The following is a 19,421-nucleotide window of genomic DNA, read 5'->3' as shown; positions in this document are numbered from 1 at the left end:
GGTTATCCATAACCACTTCCGACCTCAGATTATTAAATATTGTATTGAGTCAGTTTTCAGACGAAGGAAACCGCCACCGAAACTTCAGGGTCTCGGTGTTTCACACGTTGTTATTCAGATGCACGCAAGGACGTTGATACGCGGCAGGCGCCGCAGTTCAATTACCTGTCAGGCGCGGCGTAGTGACGCTCAAGTTGATCAAACATCGTCTTGTTCACCAGGCGCTGGCGCTCGGCGAACGGCACCACCAGCGACGGATCTTCGTCCAGGCGGCCGTCGCGCAGCAGCGTAGCCAAGGCGCGTTGCATGCCCAGTGAGGCGCTCTGCAGGCCGGCATTGGCGTAGAGCACGATGCCGTAGCCGAGCGCTGCCAGCTCATCGCGGCTCAAGGTCGGGGTCTTGCCACCGATGACGATGTTGATCAGGTTCGGCGTGCTGAACAGCGCCGGCAGGCGCCTGATGTCCTCGAGGCTTTCGGTGGCCTCGATGAACAGGATATCGGCACCCGCCTGCACATAACGATGGGCGCGCTCGATGGCCGCTTCCATGCCTTCTACCGCGCAGGCATCGGTGCGGGCGATGATCAGCAGGTTCGGGTCCTGGCGGGCATCGACCGCCGCCTTGAGCTTGCCGACCATCTCGGCGCAACTGATCACTTCCTTGCCATTGAAATGCCCGCACTTCTTCGGCAGCACCTGGTCCTCGAACTGGATGGCATCTGCCCCGCTGCGCTCCAGCACCCGTACCGAGTGGCGCACGTTCAGGGCATTGCCGAAGCCGGTGTCGGCATCGACGATCAGCGGCAAGTCGGTGGTATCGCGAACCCGGGCGGCATGGGCAGCCATCTCGTCCAGCCCGACGAAACCAAGGTCCGGCAGGCCGAGCGCCATGTTGGTCACCCCTGCGCCGCTCAGGTACAAGGCCTGAAAACCGATATCGGCAGCGATCCGTGCGCTCAGGGCATTGAATACACCGGCGACCAGCAGCCCCTGGCGGGCTTCGACCTGGCGACGAAAAGCGGCTCTGCGCTGCAAGCTTGAAAGGCTCATGGAAACTCCTTATGGATTGAACTTGAACAGTTTCTTCGGGGTTTGGCACACCACGTCGTGGCGCTCGAGCGGGTCAGGTACCCAGTCGGCCAGCGCCGACTTCGCCGCGGCGTAATCGACCCATTGGCGGTGCTGGGTATGAGGCCAGTCACTGCCCCAGAGCAGCCGCTCACTGGTAAAGGCCTGCATCAAAAGCCGCGTGGCCCGTTGCCCAAAGGCCCGGCCGCCGGGGTCGGCAGCCGGCTGTGCACAGCGATAGGCAGCGGACAACTTGACCCACAGCCGGGCGCTGTCGCCCTGGCGCAGCAAATACTCAAAGCCCGGGTCGGCCTCGGCCTGGCGTGGGTCCGGGCGGCCAAAGTGGTCGACCACTACCTTGCAGCCGCTGGCCAGCAGTACGCTGAGCAGGCCCGGCAGGTCCTGGGCCTGGCACTGCACCTCGACGTGCCAGTCCAGGGCCTTGATGCGTGCCAGAAAACCTTGCCACAGCAGGCTGCGCAGCGCCGGCAGGGGGACACCGATCAGGTTCAGCCGGACGCCGACCACACCCTGCAGCGCCAGCGCTTGCAACTGTGGCTCGTCGATATCCGGCGCGACCACCACCACGCCACGAAAGCGCGACGGATAGCGTTCGAGCGCCGCCAGCAGAAAGGTATTGTCGGTGCCAAGAAAACTCGGCTGTACCAGCACGCCATGGGAAATCCGGTTGGCTGCCAGGTGGCGGGCGTAATCATCCACGCAGGCGTTGTAGTCCGGCGTGTGTCGCCGCTCCGGAGCCAGGCGCAAGCCCTGGACGAAAACGTGAGCGTGGCTGTCTATCGCGCTGATCACCGCTGCGCCTTGTGCGCCCCAACGATCGGCAAACCCTACGGCGGTGTGTGCCTGCCTGATCGTCCTTTCGCCATCCTGGGTCATTGCGCTTCCTTGTTATTGCCTGCCGGTCTGCAAGGCTTTATTGGATCCGATCCTTGGTGCCATCCTATGAAAATCTTGGATTGATATCTATTATGTCAACGATCAATATTCATACCGTGGGCTTATGGAAAACCGTCACCTGCGTTACTTCCTGGCAATCGCCGACACCGGCAGCATCACCCGCGCCGCAGAACACCTGGGGATTGCCCAGCCGGCGTTGAGCCAGGCCCTGGTGCGGATGGAAAACGAGCTGGGGGTCAAGCTGTTCGAGCGCTCGCGGCGCGGCGCCGTGCTGACCCCTGCGGCTACCGCGATCATCGATGACATCCGCGTCAGCCTGGCCAGGATTGACGCCGCCACCCAGCGTGCCCGCGCCATCGGCGCCAAGCGGGCCGGCCGGCTGATCATCGGCTTCGTCTCCACGGCATTGTTCGGCGCCCTGCCCCGGGCACTGGACCGCATGCAGGCAAACTACCCGGGTGTAGAAGTGGTGCTGCGCGAGATGAGCAACGCCGAGCAGGGCCTGGCCCTGCAACGGGGCGAAATCGATATCGGCCTGCTGCACACGCCGGTGTCGATCCAGGGCAACATGCGCGAGAAGCTCATCAGCCAGGACCCGCTGATTGCCGTGCTACCCAGTGGCTACGCGCTGGGCGAAGACGGCAAGGTGGGCATGGAGCAACTGGCCGCCACCGGGCTGGTATGGTTTCCCGAACAGCAGTTGCCGTTGATTCGCAATGCCATTGTCGGCACGTTTCGCCGCCTCGGGCACCCGATCGAGATTATCCAGGAGGCCAACCGCACCCTGACGGTCGTCGCCTACGTTGCCGCCGGCCGGGGGGTTTCGCTGTTGCCGGCAACGGTGCAGGCCCTGCAATTCGAAGGCATGAAGTACAGCGAGATCCGCGATGGCGCCGACTTGCCGCACTTCGAGCTCAGTGCCATCTGGCCTGCCCAGTCCAAGCCGACCATGGCCGACCGCTTCGCCGAGCTGTTGTTTGCCCGCTAAGCGCTGGCAGGTGAAACCAGGTTCCACCCCCCTTCACTGCGCTTTACGAATCGTGGCCAGGGCTTTTTCCAGCAGTTTCATCTCCGGCGGATTCTTTTGCCCGCCTTTGGAGCCCAGCCAGCGCTGCACCGGATTGTTGCGGCCATGGGTAAGCAGCTTGCCCTCCCCGCTTATCTCGCTGGCCATGAGCGCGCGTTTGAACAGCTTGCCTTGCGCATCGGTTACCCGACAGGTCAGAAGCTGATGCTTTTCGAGAAAAACCAGCAACGCTGTCAGGCCGGCTTCGACACCCGCCCTGAGTTCAGGCTCATGGCTGTAAGCCTCAAGAATCTGATCGATATCCCATACTGCGTAGTCTTCGCTCATTCAGTCCCTCACCATCGCCTTGAGCAGCGCATCATTCAAATACGCCACGTTTAACCGCGTCCACGGATTCACCCGGGCCTGCTCGGGCGAAAAGATATGCCCGGGGGCAATCATGAAGCCCTTGGGCAATAGCTGGCGGGTCAGCTCTTTGGCATCCTCGACCCCAGGAAACCGCGCCCACAGGTACAGGCTCTGCTCTGGCCGCACGAACACCTCGGCACCGATCTCGTCGAGCATCTGCAGGCCCGCCGTGGTGGCGGCTTTCAGGCGCTCCTGCAGGCGGATCAGGTGGCGCAGAAAATGCCCTTCGGTGAGGATCACGTCAACGGTGCGCTCGCACAGCTCCGAGCTGCTGGTGTGCAGGAGCATCTTCAGGTCACCCAGCTCGTCGATGACCTCCTTGCTGCCGGCAATGAAGCCGACCCGCAGCGCCGCCGACACCGACTTGGAGAAACTGCCGACGTACAGCGAGCGCTGCAACTGGTCGAGCGCCGAGACCTTGATCGCCGAGGCCGGTTTGAAATCGGCCAGGGCGTCGTCGTCCACCAGGATGAACTGATGTTCTGCGGCCAGTTGCACCAACCGATGGGCCTTGCTTGGGGAAATGTCCGAGCCGGTCGGGTTGTGGCCCACCGACTGAATGAAAAACAGCTTGGGCCTGTGCTCGCGCAGGTGCTGCTCCAGCACCTCGATGTCCGGGCCATCCGCTAAACGCGGCACCGCGAGCATCCGCGCACCTTGCAGTTGCAGCTTGCCGAATAGCGGGTAATAGCCCGGGTCTTCGACCAGCACGCTGTCGCCCGGGGCGACGAAGCGGCGGATGATCAGGTCCAGAGCATGGTTGGCGCCATGGGTGGTGACGATTTGCCGGGGGCTGGCGCTGATTGCATAACTGGCGAGCTTCTGCACCAGGTGCTGGCGCAGGCTGGCGTTGCCCAGGCGGTTGCCATAGCGGAACAGCGTGGTCACCCCGGTGCGCATGATCTGCCGGGTGAACTTGTCCAGGCGCATGTCCATCAGCCACTCGACCGGCGGGAAGCCCTCGCCCAGCGGTGAGTGGCCGGGCTCGCGGACGAACTGCTGGCGCATCAGCCAGATGGTGTCCATCGCCCGCTCGTAGGGCATCGGTTCTTCGGCTTCGTGGCCGTTGGGTGCGCCTTGCTTGACGAAAAAGCCCTGCCCGTGGCGAGCCTCGACCAGCCCCTGGGCAGCCAGCGCTTCATAGGCGTTGATCACCGTGTTTTTCGAATGGCCGAACAGGCGCATGCACTCGCGCAGCGACGGCAAGCGTTCGCCAACCCGGTAGGTGCCATTGCCGATCTGCCCGGCCAGGGATGCCGCCAGTTGTTCTGCGAGTGTCAGCCGCGCCATCGTCAGGTGTCCTGAATGCCTTTTATCCACCGAGGGTACAGCTTGGGTACTGTCTGTCCAAACTGTACCTTCTTTAGCACAACAGTTCGGACTAGGGTGGCGCCATCTCACAACAATAACTGCAAGAGAGCCCTCCCCATGAGCATCGACTCCCGCCTGCCCATGTTCCGCGCCATGTCGCCTGCCGAACGCTTGAGCCACTTGCAAGCAGTGCTCGAACTGCCCGAGCAGGACCTCGCCCTGCTTCGCGACGCCGGCGCCCTGGCGCTGGAAATCGCCGACGGCATGATCGAGAACGTCCTCGGCACCTTCGAATTGCCCTACGCCGTGGCCAGCAACTTCCAGATCAACGGCCGCGACGTCATCGTGCCGCTGGTGGTCGAAGAGCCTTCGGTGGTCGCCGCCGCCTCGTTCATGGCCAAGCTGGCCCGCGAGGCCGGTGGCTTCCAGACCTCCAGTTCGCTGCCACTGATGCGTGCCCAGGTGCAGATCGTCGAGATCGACGACCCCTACAATGCCCGCCTGAGCCTGATGCGCCGCAAAGACGAGATTATCGAGCTGGCCAACCGCAAGGACCAGTTGCTCAACAGCCTCGGTGGTGGCTGCCGCGACATCGAAGTACACACCTTCGCCCAGAGCCCGCGCGGGCCGATGCTGGTCGTGCACCTGATCGTCGACGTGCGCGACGCCATGGGCGCCAACACCGTCAACACCATGGCCGAGGCGGTGGCGCCGCTGCTGGAGGAAATCACCGGCGGCAAGGTGCGCCTGCGCATCCTTTCCAACCTCGCCGACCTGCGCCTGGCCAGGGCCCAGTTGCGCATCGCTCCCGAGCACCTGGGCACGGGCGCCTACAGCGGTGAAGAGGTCATCGAGGGCATCCTCGATGCCTACAATTTTGCCGTGGTCGATCCCTACCGGGCCGCCACCCACAACAAGGGCATCATGAACGGCATCGACCCGTTGATCGTCGCCACCGGCAACGACTGGCGCGCAGTGGAAGCCGGCGCCCATGCCTATGCCTGCCGCAACGGCCACTACGGCTCGCTGACCACCTGGGAAAAGGACCGCCAGGGCCATCTGGTCGGTACTCTGGAGATGCCGATGCCGGTCGGCCTGGTCGGCGGCGCCACCAAGACCCACCCGCTGGCGCAACTGTCGCTGCGCATCCTCGGGGTGAAAACTGCCCAGGAACTGGCCGAAATCGCCGTCGCCGTGGGCCTGGCGCAAAACCTCGGGGCGCTGCGGGCACTGTCGACCGAAGGCATTCAGCGCGGGCACATGGCCTTGCACGCACGCAACATTGCCCTGGCGGCCGGGGCCCGCGGCGATGAGCTCAACTGGCTGGTCAAGCAGATGGTCGAGGCCCGCGATGTGCGCGCCGACAAGGCGGCAGAACTGCTCAAGCACAAGCGGGCGCAGTAATGGACGCGGTACGGCTGGTCGAAGTCGGCGCCAGGGATGGCCTGCAAAATGAAAAGCTGACGCTGTCGCCGCAGATTCGCGTGCAATTGCTCCAGCGCCTGGCCGACGCCGGGTTGCAAACCCTGGAAGCCGGGGCGTTTGTCTCGCCGCGCTGGGTGCCGCAGATGGCCGGGTCCGATGAGGTGTTCAAGGCGTTGCCTGTGCGCCCGGGGGTAACCTGGACGGCGCTTGTGCCCAACCTCAAAGGGCTGCAGGCGGCAATCGCCGCGGGTTGCCAGGAGGTCGCGGTGTTCGCCGCCGCCTCCGAGGCATTCTCGCAAAAAAACCTCAACTGCTCGATCGAACAAAGCCTGCGCCAGTACCAGCAGGTCATGGTCCGCGCCCGTGACGCCGGCATCCGTGTGCGCGGCTACGTGTCGTGCGTCATGGGTTGCCCGTTCACCGGTGCAGTAAAGCCTGAAGCCGTGGCTGCGGTCAGCGCTGCATTGTTTGGCATGGGCTGCTATGAAATCAGCCTTGGCGACACCCTCGGCACCGGTACGCCGGCGGCGACCCGGGCGCTGCTCGCGGCCTGTCGCCAGGTGGTGCCGGTCAGCGCGCTGGCCGGGCATTTCCACGATACTTACGGTATGGCCATCGCCAATATCCATGCGGCGCTGGAAGCCGATGTACGGGTGTTCGACAGTTCGGTCGCAGGCCTGGGTGGCTGCCCGTATTCGCCCGGCGCCACTGGCAATGTCGCCAGCGAAGAGCTGGTGTACCTGCTCGACGGCCTGGGCGTGAACCATGGCGTCGATCTTGGCGCCCTGATCGATGCCGGTGAGTTCATCAGTGCCGAACTCGGCAGGCCGACCGGCTCCAGGGTCGCCCGTGCCCTGCTCGCCCAACGCCGCCTGTGTGCAATGCAATAAGCGTTATCTCTTCACCTTCATAACAATAAAAGCCCGCAAGGGCAGTGGGAGAATCCCGATGAAAGCCGAACTGTTCGAAGTCTGGGGCGACACCGTCGACGGTCGTCACCTGATCTGTTCCATCGCCATTGGCGCCAGCGTCAGCCTCGGCGCGTTTTTCACCGCCCAGCACCTGCTGAGCGGCTGGGTGGAGTCGCTGCAAATGGCCCGCGCCTACGCCATGCTGGTCGGTATTGTCGGCTGCCTGGCCGGCGGCGCCATCAGCGCAGCGCTGTTCAAGCCCAAGCGCAACGTTGTCGAGCACCTGGCAGACCCGGCATGGCGGGCGAAAATCCTTGTCGAGCTGCAAAACGAATTCGGCCCTCTCGGCAGTTTGAGCGACCTGCCTGCGGCTACGATTGCCGAACTGCGCGAGATGGATCTGTATGACCTGTTCGCCGACTACGAAAAAGGCCTGCGCTCACCCCCGGACAACCCTGACGTGACACCTGCCGTGGTGGTCCGCGCAGCCAGCGCCGCCGGAGGCCGCTCATGATTGCCCTGTTGATGGATCAGTTTCTGATCGCCCTGGGCATGGGGGTTCTTGGCGCGGTGATCTTTGCCGGTATCGGCCTGATCTCCGGCAGCGATGAAACCACCACCCTCGCGCCGCTGACGCTGTTGGTGGTACTGCTGGGTGTACCCGCCCCCGGCGTGCTGACCTTCTTTCTGGCCGGCGCCGTGGCCAAGCACATGACCCATGCGGTGCCGACCGCCTTGCTCGGCATCCCGGGCGACACCATGGCCACGCCGTTGATGCGCGAAGCGAACTTTTTGCGCAACCTCGGGGTTCCGCACATTGCCCTGCGCAAGATGATTTCCGGCGCGGTGATTGCCACCCTGATCGCCGTGCCCATGGCGGTGTTGTTCGCGGTAATGCTGGCGCCGTTCGGCGACATGATCAAGCATGCCGCGCCGTGGGTATTCCTGTTGGCGGCGGTGGCCATCGCCTGGTTCTCCAAAGGCCGCCTGGCAGCGGTGTTGACCCTGATCCCGTTCGTCATGGTGATTATCGGCCTGCAGACCCTGACCGCGCAGCATGGGGTCAAGCTCAGCGTCAGCTACTTCCTCGGCATTGCCATCGGCCCGTTGATCGCCGCGCTGTTCTCTCTGCTGGCGCCGGCCGAGCGCGCCAGCATGCGTCGCCAGCAGCCGCGCACCTTCTCGTTGTCGCCTGACGTAAAAAGCTGGGGCGGTTTCTTTCCCAACCCACTGCGCGTGCTCGACAGCAAGCAAAGCCTGTGGACGGCCGTTACTGCGGTGGTCTCCAGCGCCACCTTCGTGTTCAGCCCGGTGGCCATGACCGTGATTCTCGGCGAGGCGGTCGGTTCGCGGGTCAAGCACGTCTACCATCGCCTGACCACAGTGATCACTGCGCGCAACGGCGTCACCGAGTCCACCTACATCGCCGAAGCGCTGATTCCGCTGATCGCTTTCGGCCTGCCGCTGAGCCCGGTCGCCGCCGGCCCGGCTGCGCCGCTGTTCAATGCACCACCGCGCTTTAGCGTCGATGCCGCCAGCGGCCAGGTCAACAACCTGCACTCGCTGCTCAGCACCTGGGAGTTTCTCGGCTACGGCATGCTGGCGGTGATCGTCGCCATCCTGATCGCCTACCCCTTCACCATGAACTACGCGCACCGGGCAGCCTCCTACGTGTCGCGCAAAATCAGCCATGAGGCGGTGATCGCGACCTTTGTCGGCCTGATCCTGGTGATCGGCATCTGGGAAGGCGGCCTGCTCGGTTTGCTGGTGATCGTCACCATTGGCCTGCTGGGCGGATTTCTCTCGCGCTTTCTGGGCTTCAACATCGGCGTGCAGTTCATGGGCTACTACACCGCCGTGCTCACCGTGCCCGCACTGGTTGCCCTCATCGGCGCCTGACCCCCACTCCTCCTGTAACCGCCATTTTTCGCGGCCTTTGCGCTGCGAGGGCTTGCTGCGCTCACTAGAAAGGAAATAACAATAATGAAGATCCTTGCACGCACCAAAACCGCAAACCTTGCGTCACTGTTGATCTGCTCGACAGCCTCGCTTGGCGCCTCGGCAGCCGGCCTGGTCGACGACACCACGGCGTCGCTGAACCTGCGAAACTTCTACCACAACCGCAACTTCGTAAACCCGGCCTACCCCCAGGGCAAGGCCGAGGAATGGACGCAAAGCTTCATCTTCGACCTGCGTTCGGGCTTCACCCAGGGTACGCTAGGCTTTGGCGTCGACCTGCTGGGGCTGTACTCGGTCAAGCTCGATGGCGGTCGCGGCACGGCCGGTACGCAACTGCTGCCAGTGCACGATGACGGCCGCCCGGCCGACGACTTTGGCCGCCTGGGGGTTGCGCTCAAGGCCCGCTATTCGAAGACGGAACTGAAAGTCGGTGAATGGGTTTCGCTGTTGCCGATCTTGCGCTCGGACGATGGCCGCTCGCTGCCACAGACCTTTCGCGGCGCCCAGCTGACTTCACGGGAAATCGACAACCTGACCCTTTATACCGGCCAGTTTCGCGGCAACAGCCCGCGCAACGACGCCAGCATGGAGCGCATGTTCATGACCGGCCGGCCCGACGCCACCTCGGACCGTTTCAACTTTGCCGGCGGCGAGTACCTGTTCAACGACAAGGCAACCCAGGTGGGCCTGTGGTATGCCCAGCTCGAGGACATCTACCAGCAGCAGTACTTGAACCTGATTCATAGCCAGGCTGTGGGTAGCTGGAAGCTGGGCGCCAACCTTGGCCTGTTTCTGGGCGATGAAGACGGCGCGGCCAAGGCAGGCCAGCTGGACAACAAAACCGCAACGCTGATGCTGTCTGCGAAAACCGGCGCACACACCTTCTCCCTCGGCCTGCAGCGGGTGTATGGCGAGACCGGCTGGATGCGGGTCAACGGCACCGCCGGCTACCCGCTGGCCAACGACACCTACAACTCAAGCTACGACAATGCCCGCGAGCGCTCCTGGCAGTTGCGCCACGACTATGACTTCGTTGCCCTCGGCGTGCCGGGCCTGACCCTGATGAACCGCTACCTGTCGGGTGATCATGTGCACACCAGCGCCACCAGCAACGGCAAGGAATGGGGCCGCGAGACGGAGCTGGGCTACGTGTTCCAGAGCGGCCCGCTCAAGGACCTGTCGCTGCGCTGGCGCAATTCGACCCTGCGCCGGGACTTCAGCAACTACGACATCGATGAGAACCGCTTGATCGTCAATTACCCGATCAAGTTTCTTTAATCCCTGGCGCCCTCAACAATCTGCCGCCCCTGCCGATAACCACTGTGTCAGGCCGTATACTCGGCCTGACATCTATTTTCAGGGGCAGACAGGATTCGATATGAACGAGATGGGTATGGCGTTGGCCAACAAGTATTGCCAGGGTGCCGGTCTGGAGATTGGCGCTGCCAGCCATAACGCTTTTTACTTGCCAGACTGCCTCAATCTGGGCCCCTGTGACGGTGAGTCGTTTCTGTACCCGCTGGACTTGCAAGACTTCAACCTCTACAAGAACGAACAGGCCAACTACCAGGTCCCGCCTGCCCGGATCGACGCCCTGGGCGATTTCACCGACATACCGTTCGCCGATCAAACCTTCGACTACCTGATCAGCTCGCACGTCATCGAACACGTGCCCAACCTGTTTGCCGCCTATGTCGAGGCCGCGCGGGTGATCAAGGACGATGGCGTGTTCTTTTGCATCTTCCCGAAAAGAAACGCCGACCCCAATGACCGGGTACGCGCCCTGACCACCCTGGAGTCGATGATCGATGCGTTCGAAAAACGCGTCGACATGAGCGTGATGCCTGAATACAACTGGCGCGGGCACTACCATGTGTTCTCGCTACAGAGCATGCTGCGGGCGATCAACATGATCAACTCGGTAGGCCTGGGGCACTGGCTGATCGAAACCATCGAAGAGACCGATTCGAAAGTCGGCAATGGCCACACCGTGGTGTTGCGCAAGCAACCCGGGCTGTCGGCCTTGAGCGCCAGCGACGCCAGTCAGTTCAACCAGGAGTTCAACGCACGCTTTCAGGCCCAGGACCTGAACGGTGCGCTGCACCTGGTGAAGGTCGCGCTGTCGTACGATTTCTTCAACGCCCAGAACCTGTACCTGGCCTTCGCCCTCAATTGCCAGCTGGACAATGCCCGCGAGGGCGTGGAGTTCCTGCGTCAGGCACTGATCCTTACCCCTGAGAACGAAGAGTTTCGCAAGCTGTTCGTCCAGGTCACCGGTGGGCCGTTCATCAACCCGGTGCAGTAACAGTCGCAGGGCGGCGTGATCAATCATCGCCCCCTGCACCCTGCCCCTTATTGCGTCACGCCCACCACCCGCTCAGGCGCGGCTTGTGCGTTGCCAATCGGCGCCTTGAGCAACAGGAAATACGCCAGCGCCGAACACAGCGCGACGATCGCACTGATCATGAACGCGGTGTTGAACGAGCCCGAGTACTGGATGCTGAAGCCGGTGACAATCGGCGCGACGGAGCCTGCGATGTAGCCGCCAAAGTTCTGGATCGAGCCGAACGAGGCCACCCGGCGGCTGTCGACGATGGTGTTGACGATCATCCAGGCCGTGGCACTGGCCATGTTGATGCTGAACAGTGCCAGGCACAGCAGGACGATGCACGCGGTCAAGCCGCTGACATACGACAGCGGCAAGGTGAACAGCGCGGCCAGCACCAGGCCGGTGATCACGCTGAACTTGCGACTGGCCAGGATGCTCAGGCCGCGGCGCACCAGCAGGTCGCAGAAGCGCCCGGCGACGATGGTGCCGACAGCGCCGAAACCATAGGCCAGCGACACCACCCAGGCGGTTTTGTACAGGTTCAGGCCATGCTCGCGCTCAAAATAACCGGGCAGCCAGGTCAGGTGCAGCCAGAGCATGTAGATCACCCCCATGAAACCGAGGATCGCGCCCCAGGTACTGCGGTGCCTGAACAGGTCGAGCCAGCCGGCAAAGTACGAAGCCTTGGGCTCTGCCGTTGCCTGTGGCGCCTGGTACTCACCTGGCAACGGCTTGCCTTGCGCGGCTAGTTCGGCCAGGTACTGCGCCTTGCTCTTGAAGAAGCTCAGCCAGCACAGGGCCAGGACGATGCCAAGCACGCCGGTGATGATGAACATTCCGCGCCAGCCGAAGTTGACCATGAACAGCGTCAGCAACGGCGGCGCCAGGCACGGGCCCAGGCAGGTCGAGGACCAGACGATGCCGGTAGGCGTGCCGCGCTCGTTGGCATCGAACCACTCCGACAGCGCCTTGGCTGCCGAGGGGAACATCGGCGCCTCGCCAATCCCCAGCAGCACGCGCAAGCCCATGAAGCCGGCAAAACTGTTGACCATGCCGAACGCCGATTGCGCCACCGACCAGGCCAGCAACGAGGCGCCAAGGGCGATCTTGCTGCCCAGGCGGTCGATGATCAGGCCCATGGGCAACTGGGCGAAGGCATAGGCGATGGAAAACGCCGAGAGCAGGATGCCCATCTGCGACGGGCTGATCATCATGTCCTTCTGGATCGAGGTGTTGGCGATCGACAGCGCGCTACGGTCCAGGTAGTTGACGATGCCGATCAACAGCAGGAAGACAACGGTGATGCGTTGGTACTTCTTCAGTGCGTTCATCTGATGGCCTTTATTATTATTGTTGCAGCGGTTTTATCGCCGGGGCGATCCTTCAGGCGGTCACACACTCATCCCTGGAACGTCTTTCAATCAGCGCTGGCGGGCGCTCACAGCGGCATCGAGCAGGCCGCGCCGGGCAAGGCTGTCGATCAGCGCGCGCACGCCGAAATCCCACTGCGGCGCCAGGTCGCTGGTGGTCACCCGGTTGCACAGGCTGCCCAGCTGCCCGTTGCTGATGGTCACCACATCGCCGGGTTTGTGGGTAAAGCCGTTGCCCGGCTGGTCGCGGTCCTGTTTGGGCGCGAACAGGGTGCCGAGAAACAGCACCAGGCCGTCGGGGTACTGGTGGTTTTCGTTCAGGGTCTGCTGCACCAGGTCGAGCGGGTCGCGGCTGATCTGGCGCATCGAGCTGCGGCCCTGGAGCACAAAGCCGTCCAGGCCTTCGACCCGCAAGTCGACCTCCGGCGCTGCGCACATCCTCAAGGCTGAAGGTCTCGTCGAACAGCCGCAGCAGCGGCCCCAGTGCGGTCGAGGCGTTGTTGTCCTTGGCCTTGGACAGCAGCAAGGCGCTGCGCCCTTCGAAGTCGCGCAGGTTGACGTCGTTGCCGAGGGTGGCGCCCTGCACCGTGCCGTTGCTCGACACCGCCAGCACCACTTCCGGCTCGGGGTTGTTCCAGCTCGACTTCGGGTGAATGCCGATATCGGCGCCATGGCCGACCGCCGACAACGGCTGGGCCTTGGTGAAGACCTCGGCGTCCGGGCCGATGCCCACTTCCAGGTACTGCGACCACAGCCCCTGCTCTACCAGGACCTTGCGCAAGGCTTCAGCCTGCGCCGAGCCCGGAACGATCTGCGACAGATCGGCGCCGATGCGGCTGGCTAGCGTCGCCCTGATCGCGTCGGCCTTGGCCGGGTCGCCCTTGGCCTGCTCCTCGACCACCCGCTCCAGCAGGCTGGCGGCGAAGGTCACGCCGGCGGCCTTGACCGCCTGCAGGTCGATCGGCGCCAGCAGCCAGGGCAAGGCCGGATCGCGATGATTCGGGTCGCTGTTGGCCAGCAGCGCCGGCAACTCGATCAGCGCCTCGCCCAACGGCAGCGACCGTAGGTAGGCCACCGGCTCAGCTACTTCGAGCAAGGCCGAGACGGTCGCCACATGGGCGCTGATATCGTGCACGGCGCCGGCTTTGACCAGCACCACGGCCGGGCCCTGCTGCGCCAGCCAGACGCGGCCGATCCAGGTACCGGTGTTGAATAGCGCAGCGTCTTTGCTCAGGTGTAGCGGTGTTTGGGTGTTCACGTGCTCTGTCATGTCAGCGCTCTTGTTGTCGGTTAATGCGAAAGTGTCGGGCACTGCAGTTGCCCGGCGAGCTGGTTGAGGTTATCGATCAGCTGTGGCGACAGGCTCAAGCCTTCGCTCAAGGCCTGCTTGCGCCGTTTCAAGCCCGCTTGCCCAGGCAGGCGCACCGGCCGCTCGGGGTCGAGCGGGCGGCTGGCGAGCAGCAGCTGGCCGAGAAACGAGGTTTCAGCGGTGAAGGCGTCAAGCCCGCCAAAAAAGCGCGGATCGATCACCACGGCGGTTGCCGAGGCGCCCCACTGATCCGGCGCGTCCTTGCGCCCATAGCCCGCCAGCCCCGAGGTCAGTGCCTCGACCAGCAGCGCCAGGGCAAAGCCCTTGTGGCCGAAAGCCTGGCCGCCCAAGGGCAGGATGCTGCCGCTGGGGGTAGTGAAAAAATCTTCCGGGTTGTCGCTCAGACGCCCGTCGTTGCCCAGCAACACCGGGTGCGGCAGTCGCTGCCCGCTGTCGCGGCACTGGCCGACCAGGCCGAGGGTCACGGTCGACATGCTCACATCGAGCAGGATCGGCTCGCCACGGGTCGGAATGCCGGCGGCAATCGGGTTGGGCGTGTACACAGGTTCAATACCGCCGTGGGCGCAAACCAGCGCCACCGACGGGTCGCTGGAATACAGCATGGCCACCAGGCCACGCTCGGTGAACGGCTGCAGGTAGGCCGCCAGGCAACCGATGTGCGCCGCCCGGCGCACCACGGCAATGCCAATGCCTTGTGCCGTTGCGCCCTGGGCCGCGCAGTCGAGGGCGCGGCTGACGCAGTACGGGCCGAGCAGATAATGACCGTCGAACAGGCTGGAAATACCGCTGTGCGCAAGCTGTTCGAGCAGCCCTGCCCGGGCCTTGACCTGCCCTGCCTGGATGCCGCCAATATAGCGGCTGACCAGGTTCAGGCCATGGGTGCGATGGCCCAGCAGTTCGCCTTCAAGCAGTACCCGGGTGACCACCCGGGCGACTTCGGCATCGGCACCGGCGGCTTCAAACAATTGCTCGACGAAGGCTGTGAGGCTTTGCACATCAACGCGGCGGGCGTCGCTCATCGCTGTTGCTCCGTGATCAGTTCAGGGCCGCGTTGCTCGGCTTGCCATCGACCAGGCGCTGGATACCCAGCGGGTTGGCATCGCGCAGCGCTTCGGGGAGCAAGGCATCGGGCACGTTCTGGTAGCACACCGGGCGCAGAAAGCGATCGATCGCCAGGGTGCCGACCGAGGTGCCGCGGGCATCGGAGGTCGCTGGGTACGGGCCGCCATGGACCATCGCATCGCAGACCTCGACGCCGGTCGGGTAGCCATTGAGCAGCACCCGCCCGACCTTGACTTCGAGCACCTCGAACAGTTGGCCAAAGGCGGCCAGGTCGTCGCTGTCGGCCAGCAAGGTGGCGGTCAGCTGGCCATGCAGGGCGTTGACCGCGCGCAACAGCTGGGCCTGATCATTGACCTCGACCACCACCGTGCACGGGCCGAAGACTTCTTCCTGCAACAGCTCGTCCTGCTCCAGCAGCAGGCTGACATCGGCCTTGAACAGCTGCGGCTGCGCCTGCTTGCCGGATTGCGCCAGGCCGCTGAGTTTTTCTACCCCCGGGTGGGCCAGCAGCGCCTGGATACCCTTGCCGTAGCTTGCCAGGGTGCCGGCATTGAGCATGGTCTGCGGCGCCTGTTCGGCCATATGGCCGCGCAGCTGCTCGATAAAGGCACTGAAGGCCGGCGAGCGGATGCCCAGCACCAGGCCCGGGTTGGTGCAGAACTGGCCACAACCCTGCACCACCGAGGCGCTCATGTCCTTGGCCAGCTGCGCACTGCGACTGGCCAGGGCCTGGGGCAAAACCAGCACCGGGTTGATGCTCGACATCTCGGCGAATACCGGGATCGGCTTCGCCCGCGCGGCGGCCATGTCGCACAGGGCGCGGCCGCCCTTGAGCGAGCCGGTAAAGCCCACGGCCTGGATGCCCGGGTGCTTGACCAGCGCCTCGCCGACACCGCCACCAAAGATCATGTTGAACACACCCGCCGGCATGCCCGTGCGCTCGGCAGCGCGCAGCAGCGCCTCGGCAACCCGCTCGGCCGTGGCCATGTGGCCGCTGTGGGCCTTGAACACCACCGGGCAACCGGCAGCCAGGGCGGCGGCGGTATCACCGCCGGCGGTGGAGAACGCCAGGGGGAAGTTGCTGGCACCGAACACCGCCACCGGGCCGACACCAATACGGTACTGGCGCAGGTCCGGGCGCGGCAATGGCGTGCGCGCTGGCAAGGCGCGGTCGATGCGCGCGCCATAAAAATCGCCCCGGCGCAGCACCTGGGCAAACAGGCGCATCTGGCCGCTGGTACGTGCGCGCTCACCGACAATGCGCGCACTGGGCAGCGCGGTTTCCTGGCAGGTCACGGCGATAAAGTCCTCGCCCAGGCCGTCGAGCTCGTCGGCGATGGCCTCGAGAAACTGCGCCCGGCGCTCGGCCGAGAGTTTGCGATAGGCCGGGAACGCGGCGCTGGCCGCATCCACGGCATTGTCGACTTCGTCCAGGCTGGCCTGGTGAAAGGCGCCCGGCAGGCGCTCGCCGGTGTGGGCATCGACGCTGTAGACCAAGGTGTCGCCCAGGGCACTGCGCTGGCCGCCAATGAAGTTGTATCCGCTAAAGCTCATGTGCATGTCGCCTCGTCAAGAAGGTTGCAGGGCTGTCAATCAGGTCACGGCACCGATCTGCCAGGGCACGAATTCGTTCTGCCCGTAGCCGTGCTGTTCACTCTTGCTGCGCTCACCGGAGGCGATGCGCAGCATCTGCTCGAAGATGTAGGCGCCGCGTTCTTCGATGCTGGTGCTGCCGTCGGCGATGCCGCCGCAGTTCACATCCATGTCTTCAAGCTGGTGCTCGAACACCCGGTTGTTGGTGGCCAGCTTGATCGACGGCGCCGGCGCGCAGCCGTAGGCCGAACCGCGGCCGGTGGTAAAGGCAATCAGGTTGGCGCCGCCGGCGACCTGGCCGGTGGCCGAAACCGGGTCGTAGCCCGGGGTGTCCATGAACACCAGGCCTTTGGCGCGCACCGCTTCGGCGTACTGGTAGACGTCCACCAGGTTGCTGGAGCCGGCCTTGGCCACTGCACCGAGGGATTTCTCCAGGATGGTGGTCAGGCCGCCGGCCTTGTTGCCGGCCGAGGGGTTATTGTTCAGCGCGGCGTTCATGCGCTGGCAGTAGTCTTCCCACCAATGGATGCGGGCGATGAGTTTCTCACCCACTTCACGGCTGACCGCGCGGCGCGTGAGCAAGTGCTCGGCGCCGTAGATCTCCGGGGTTTCCGAGAGGATTGCGGTGCCGCCAGCTGCCACCAGACGGTCAACGGCATTGCCCAGGGCCGGGTTGGCGGTGATCCCCGAGTAGCCGTCGGAGCCGCCGCATTGCAGGCCGACTACCAGATGGCGGGCGCTGACCGGCTCACGCTTGACCCGGTTGGCCTCGGCCAGCAGCGCCTTGACCTGCGCGATGCCGGCAGCGATGGTCTTCGAGGTACCGCCAATGCCCTGGATGGTAAAGGCGCGCAGCTGATCACCGGTTTGCAGCTGCTGGGTTTGCAGCAGGCTTTCGATCTGGTTGGTCTCGCAGCCCAGGCCGATGATCAGCACGGCGGCAAAGTTGGGGTGGATAGCGTAGCCGCCCAGGGTCCGGCGCAGCAGGCCCAGGGCTTCGCCGCTGGGGTCTACCGCGCAACCGGCGCCGTGGGTCAAAGCGACCACGCCGTCGATGTTCGGGTAGGCGGCCAGCGCCTCGGGGTGGATGTCGCGGCGAAAGTGGTCGGCCACGGCGCGGGCGACGGTGGCCGAGCAGTTCACCGAAGTCAGAATGCCAATGTAGTTGCGGGTCGCGACCCGACCGTCGGCACGCACGATGCCCTGGAACTGCGCCTCGCTGGCAGGCGTTGGCCTGGCATCGACGCCGAAGGCATAGTCGCGGGCAAAATCGCCCATCTCGACGTTGTGCACGTGCACATGCTCGCCGGCCTCGATCACTTGCGAGGCAAAACCGATGATCTGCCCGTAGCGGCGCAGCGGCTGGCCTTGCTCCACGCGCTCGGTGGCGACTTTATGCCCGGACGGGACCGCCTGGCGCACGGTGATGGCTTCGGCGTCCAGGTGCTGGCCTTCAACCAGGGCCTGGCGGGCAATCAGTACATTGTCCAGGGGGTTCAAGCGGATAACGGCAGGGTCGCCGCTGCGGGTGCTGGCAATCAGTTGCATGGGACCTCTCAGGGCGGATGCGGCCGGCTTCTTGTTATGGCGCCGCCCGTGCTGTGCCGGGCGAATCTGCGATAACTCTAAGGAGCCGGGCGCAACATTCCCAATGAGATGATCCGATCAAGCGATAACCCAGGGTTATCGCAAGCTGTCAGTCAGCCGCTTTTATCAATCGCCAGCACTGCCCTGCTCTGCCCGTCGCTGGCGGGCGAACTCCAGCAACAGCTCGACAAACGCCTGCGCCGAGGCGCTCAAGGGTTCGTCCTTGCGGGTGATCACCCCGTACTCCAGCGGCGCCAGTTGCAACGGCGACTGCAGCTCGCAGAACTGGCCGCTGCTCAACTGCGCAGCGACCATCGAGCGCGGCAACATGGCGATCATCGGCCCGGACTCGAGCAAATGCAGGAACATCGGCATCGAGATGGTATCGACACTGTCTGCCGGGGTGGCGATGCCGACCGCCCTGAAGGCCTGCTCCAGGCGCTCGCGCAGCGGTGTGCCGACCGGGTACAGCACCCACGGCCAGTCGCTCAGTGCCTGCAGCGAGGCACTGCCCGGCTGGTTGAGCGGGTGATCCTTGTTGACCACCAGGCTGAAGGGCTCTGGCTCCAGGGCCTGGAAGTCGAACAGCTGGCTGAAGCGCTCCTCGGTGAAGCGGCCGATCATCAGGTCGAGCTTGTTCTGCTCAAGCATGGCCAGCAGATGGTCGCTGGATTGCTCGACCACTTCGATCGACAGCAGCGGGCTGCGCGCCTTGATCGCGGCAATCGCCTGGGGCAGCACCAGGGGCGTTGCGGCAAAAATCCCGCCAACGCGAATAAAGCCATGGCCGCCCTTGCGCAGGCGGTTGACCTGGTCGACGAACTGCTGCGACTCGGCCAGCGCCCCTTGCGCATAACGCACCACGTACTCACCGAGTTCGGTGGGCGGCATGCTGCGCGGCAGGCGCTCGAACAGGGCAAAGCCGAACTGCTCTTCAAGGTCGCGCAGCATCTTGCTCAAGGCCGGCTGGCTGAGGTTCATGCGCGTGGCGGTGGCGTGCATGTTGCGCGTGCGCGCCAGGGTGTCGATCAGCACCAGGTGCTTGAAGCGGATCCAGTTGCAGAAACTGGCGTGGGTAATGTCTGAAGCCATCAACGAACTGCCTCTTGCCGATGAATACGCGG

General features: G+C 64.2%; 16 protein-coding genes and 1 pseudogene. 7 read left to right on the top strand and 10 right to left on the bottom strand.

Going from position 1 to position 19,421, the window contains the following annotated elements; all coding sequences use genetic code 11:
- Window positions 1–161: 161 nt before the first annotated feature.
- Both ACZ9A3_RS09880 and ACZ9A3_RS09875 read right to left on the bottom strand, forming a co-directional pair.
- Window positions 162–1,049, bottom strand: a complete 888-nt coding sequence (locus ACZ9A3_RS09880) for an isocitrate lyase/PEP mutase family protein (protein WP_258597689.1) — start codon at window positions 1,047–1,049, stop codon at window positions 162–164.
- Window positions 1,050–1,058: 9 nt separating this feature from the next.
- Complete coding sequence (locus tag ACZ9A3_RS09875) at window positions 1,059–1,964, bottom strand: amidohydrolase family protein (RefSeq protein ID WP_476252476.1); 906 nt, start codon at window positions 1,962–1,964, stop codon at window positions 1,059–1,061.
- A gap of 124 nt (window positions 1,965–2,088) precedes the next feature.
- On the opposite strand from ACZ9A3_RS09875, the gene ACZ9A3_RS09870 reads away from it, so the two are divergent.
- A complete protein-coding gene (locus tag ACZ9A3_RS09870; protein ID WP_045198920.1) occupies window positions 2,089–2,973 on the top strand; it encodes a LysR family transcriptional regulator in 885 nt (294 codons plus the stop codon).
- 33 nt (window positions 2,974–3,006) lie between these two features.
- On the opposite strand, the gene ACZ9A3_RS09865 is transcribed toward ACZ9A3_RS09870, so the two are convergent.
- Complete coding sequence (locus tag ACZ9A3_RS09865; protein WP_476252475.1) at window positions 3,007–3,339, bottom strand: hypothetical protein; 333 nt, start codon at window positions 3,337–3,339, stop codon at window positions 3,007–3,009.
- On the bottom strand, window positions 3,340–4,710 hold the full coding sequence (locus tag ACZ9A3_RS09860) for an aminotransferase-like domain-containing protein (protein ID WP_093383083.1): 1,371 nt from the start codon (window positions 4,708–4,710) through the stop codon (window positions 3,340–3,342).
- A gap of 138 nt (window positions 4,711–4,848) precedes the next feature.
- Here ACZ9A3_RS09860 and ACZ9A3_RS09855 point away from each other — a divergent pair, with 138 nt between their 5' ends.
- From ACZ9A3_RS09855 to ACZ9A3_RS09830, 6 genes are all read left to right on the top strand, one after another.
- The gene (locus ACZ9A3_RS09855; RefSeq protein ID WP_476252474.1) at window positions 4,849–6,135 is read left to right on the top strand and encodes a hydroxymethylglutaryl-CoA reductase, degradative; all 1,287 of its coding nucleotides are present in this window, start codon (window positions 4,849–4,851) and stop codon (window positions 6,133–6,135) included.
- Complete coding sequence (locus ACZ9A3_RS09850; protein ID WP_093383089.1) at window positions 6,135–7,046, top strand: hydroxymethylglutaryl-CoA lyase; 912 nt, start codon at window positions 6,135–6,137, stop codon at window positions 7,044–7,046. Before ACZ9A3_RS09855 ends, ACZ9A3_RS09850 begins: the two co-directional genes overlap by 1 nt.
- Window positions 7,047–7,104: 58 nt before the next feature.
- On the top strand, window positions 7,105–7,581 hold the full coding sequence (locus tag ACZ9A3_RS09845; RefSeq protein ID WP_093383092.1) for a hypothetical protein: 477 nt from the start codon (window positions 7,105–7,107) through the stop codon (window positions 7,579–7,581).
- Entirely contained in the window at window positions 7,578–8,966 is a 1,389-nt protein-coding gene (locus ACZ9A3_RS09840; protein ID WP_476252473.1) for a tripartite tricarboxylate transporter permease, read from the top strand. Before ACZ9A3_RS09845 ends, ACZ9A3_RS09840 begins: the two co-directional genes overlap by 4 nt.
- Window positions 8,967–9,050: 84 nt before the next feature.
- Window positions 9,051–10,304 (top strand): OprD family porin, encoded by a 1,254-nt coding sequence (locus ACZ9A3_RS09835; protein ID WP_258597684.1) that lies wholly within the window; start codon window positions 9,051–9,053, stop codon window positions 10,302–10,304.
- Window positions 10,305–10,404: 100 nt separating this feature from the next.
- Window positions 10,405–11,331 (top strand): class I SAM-dependent methyltransferase, encoded by a 927-nt coding sequence (locus ACZ9A3_RS09830; RefSeq protein WP_230090851.1) that lies wholly within the window; start codon window positions 10,405–10,407, stop codon window positions 11,329–11,331.
- A gap of 47 nt (window positions 11,332–11,378) precedes the next feature.
- Here ACZ9A3_RS09830 and ACZ9A3_RS09825 read toward each other — a convergent pair whose 3' ends face one another.
- The 6 genes and pseudogenes from ACZ9A3_RS09825 to ACZ9A3_RS09800 all read right to left on the bottom strand — a co-directional run bounded on the left by ACZ9A3_RS09825 (window position 11,379) and on the right by ACZ9A3_RS09800 (window position 19,389).
- The gene (locus ACZ9A3_RS09825) at window positions 11,379–12,686 is read right to left on the bottom strand and encodes an MFS transporter (RefSeq protein WP_093383098.1); all 1,308 of its coding nucleotides are present in this window, start codon (window positions 12,684–12,686) and stop codon (window positions 11,379–11,381) included.
- Window positions 12,687–12,776: 90 nt separating this feature from the next.
- Window positions 12,777–13,995, bottom strand: a pseudogene (locus tag ACZ9A3_RS09820) (fumarylacetoacetate hydrolase family protein).
- 20 nt (window positions 13,996–14,015) lie between these two features.
- Window positions 14,016–15,074, bottom strand: a complete 1,059-nt coding sequence (locus tag ACZ9A3_RS09815; RefSeq protein WP_195883982.1) for an Ldh family oxidoreductase — start codon at window positions 15,072–15,074, stop codon at window positions 14,016–14,018.
- A 16-nt stretch (window positions 15,075–15,090) separates the two neighbouring features.
- Window positions 15,091–16,671 (bottom strand): aldehyde dehydrogenase (NADP(+)), encoded by a 1,581-nt coding sequence (locus tag ACZ9A3_RS09810; protein WP_476252472.1) that lies wholly within the window; start codon window positions 16,669–16,671, stop codon window positions 15,091–15,093.
- 39 nt (window positions 16,672–16,710) lie between these two features.
- Window positions 16,711–18,258, bottom strand: a complete 1,548-nt coding sequence (locus ACZ9A3_RS09805; RefSeq protein ID WP_045198906.1) for a UxaA family hydrolase — start codon at window positions 18,256–18,258, stop codon at window positions 16,711–16,713.
- A gap of 165 nt (window positions 18,259–18,423) precedes the next feature.
- On the bottom strand, window positions 18,424–19,389 hold the full coding sequence (locus ACZ9A3_RS09800) for a LysR family transcriptional regulator (protein WP_258597679.1): 966 nt from the start codon (window positions 19,387–19,389) through the stop codon (window positions 18,424–18,426).
- Window positions 19,390–19,421: the final 32 nt, after the last annotated feature.

Source organism: Pseudomonas sp. TE4620, from assembly GCF_056279045.1.
This window is presented reverse-complemented; position numbering and strand designations above follow the sequence as displayed.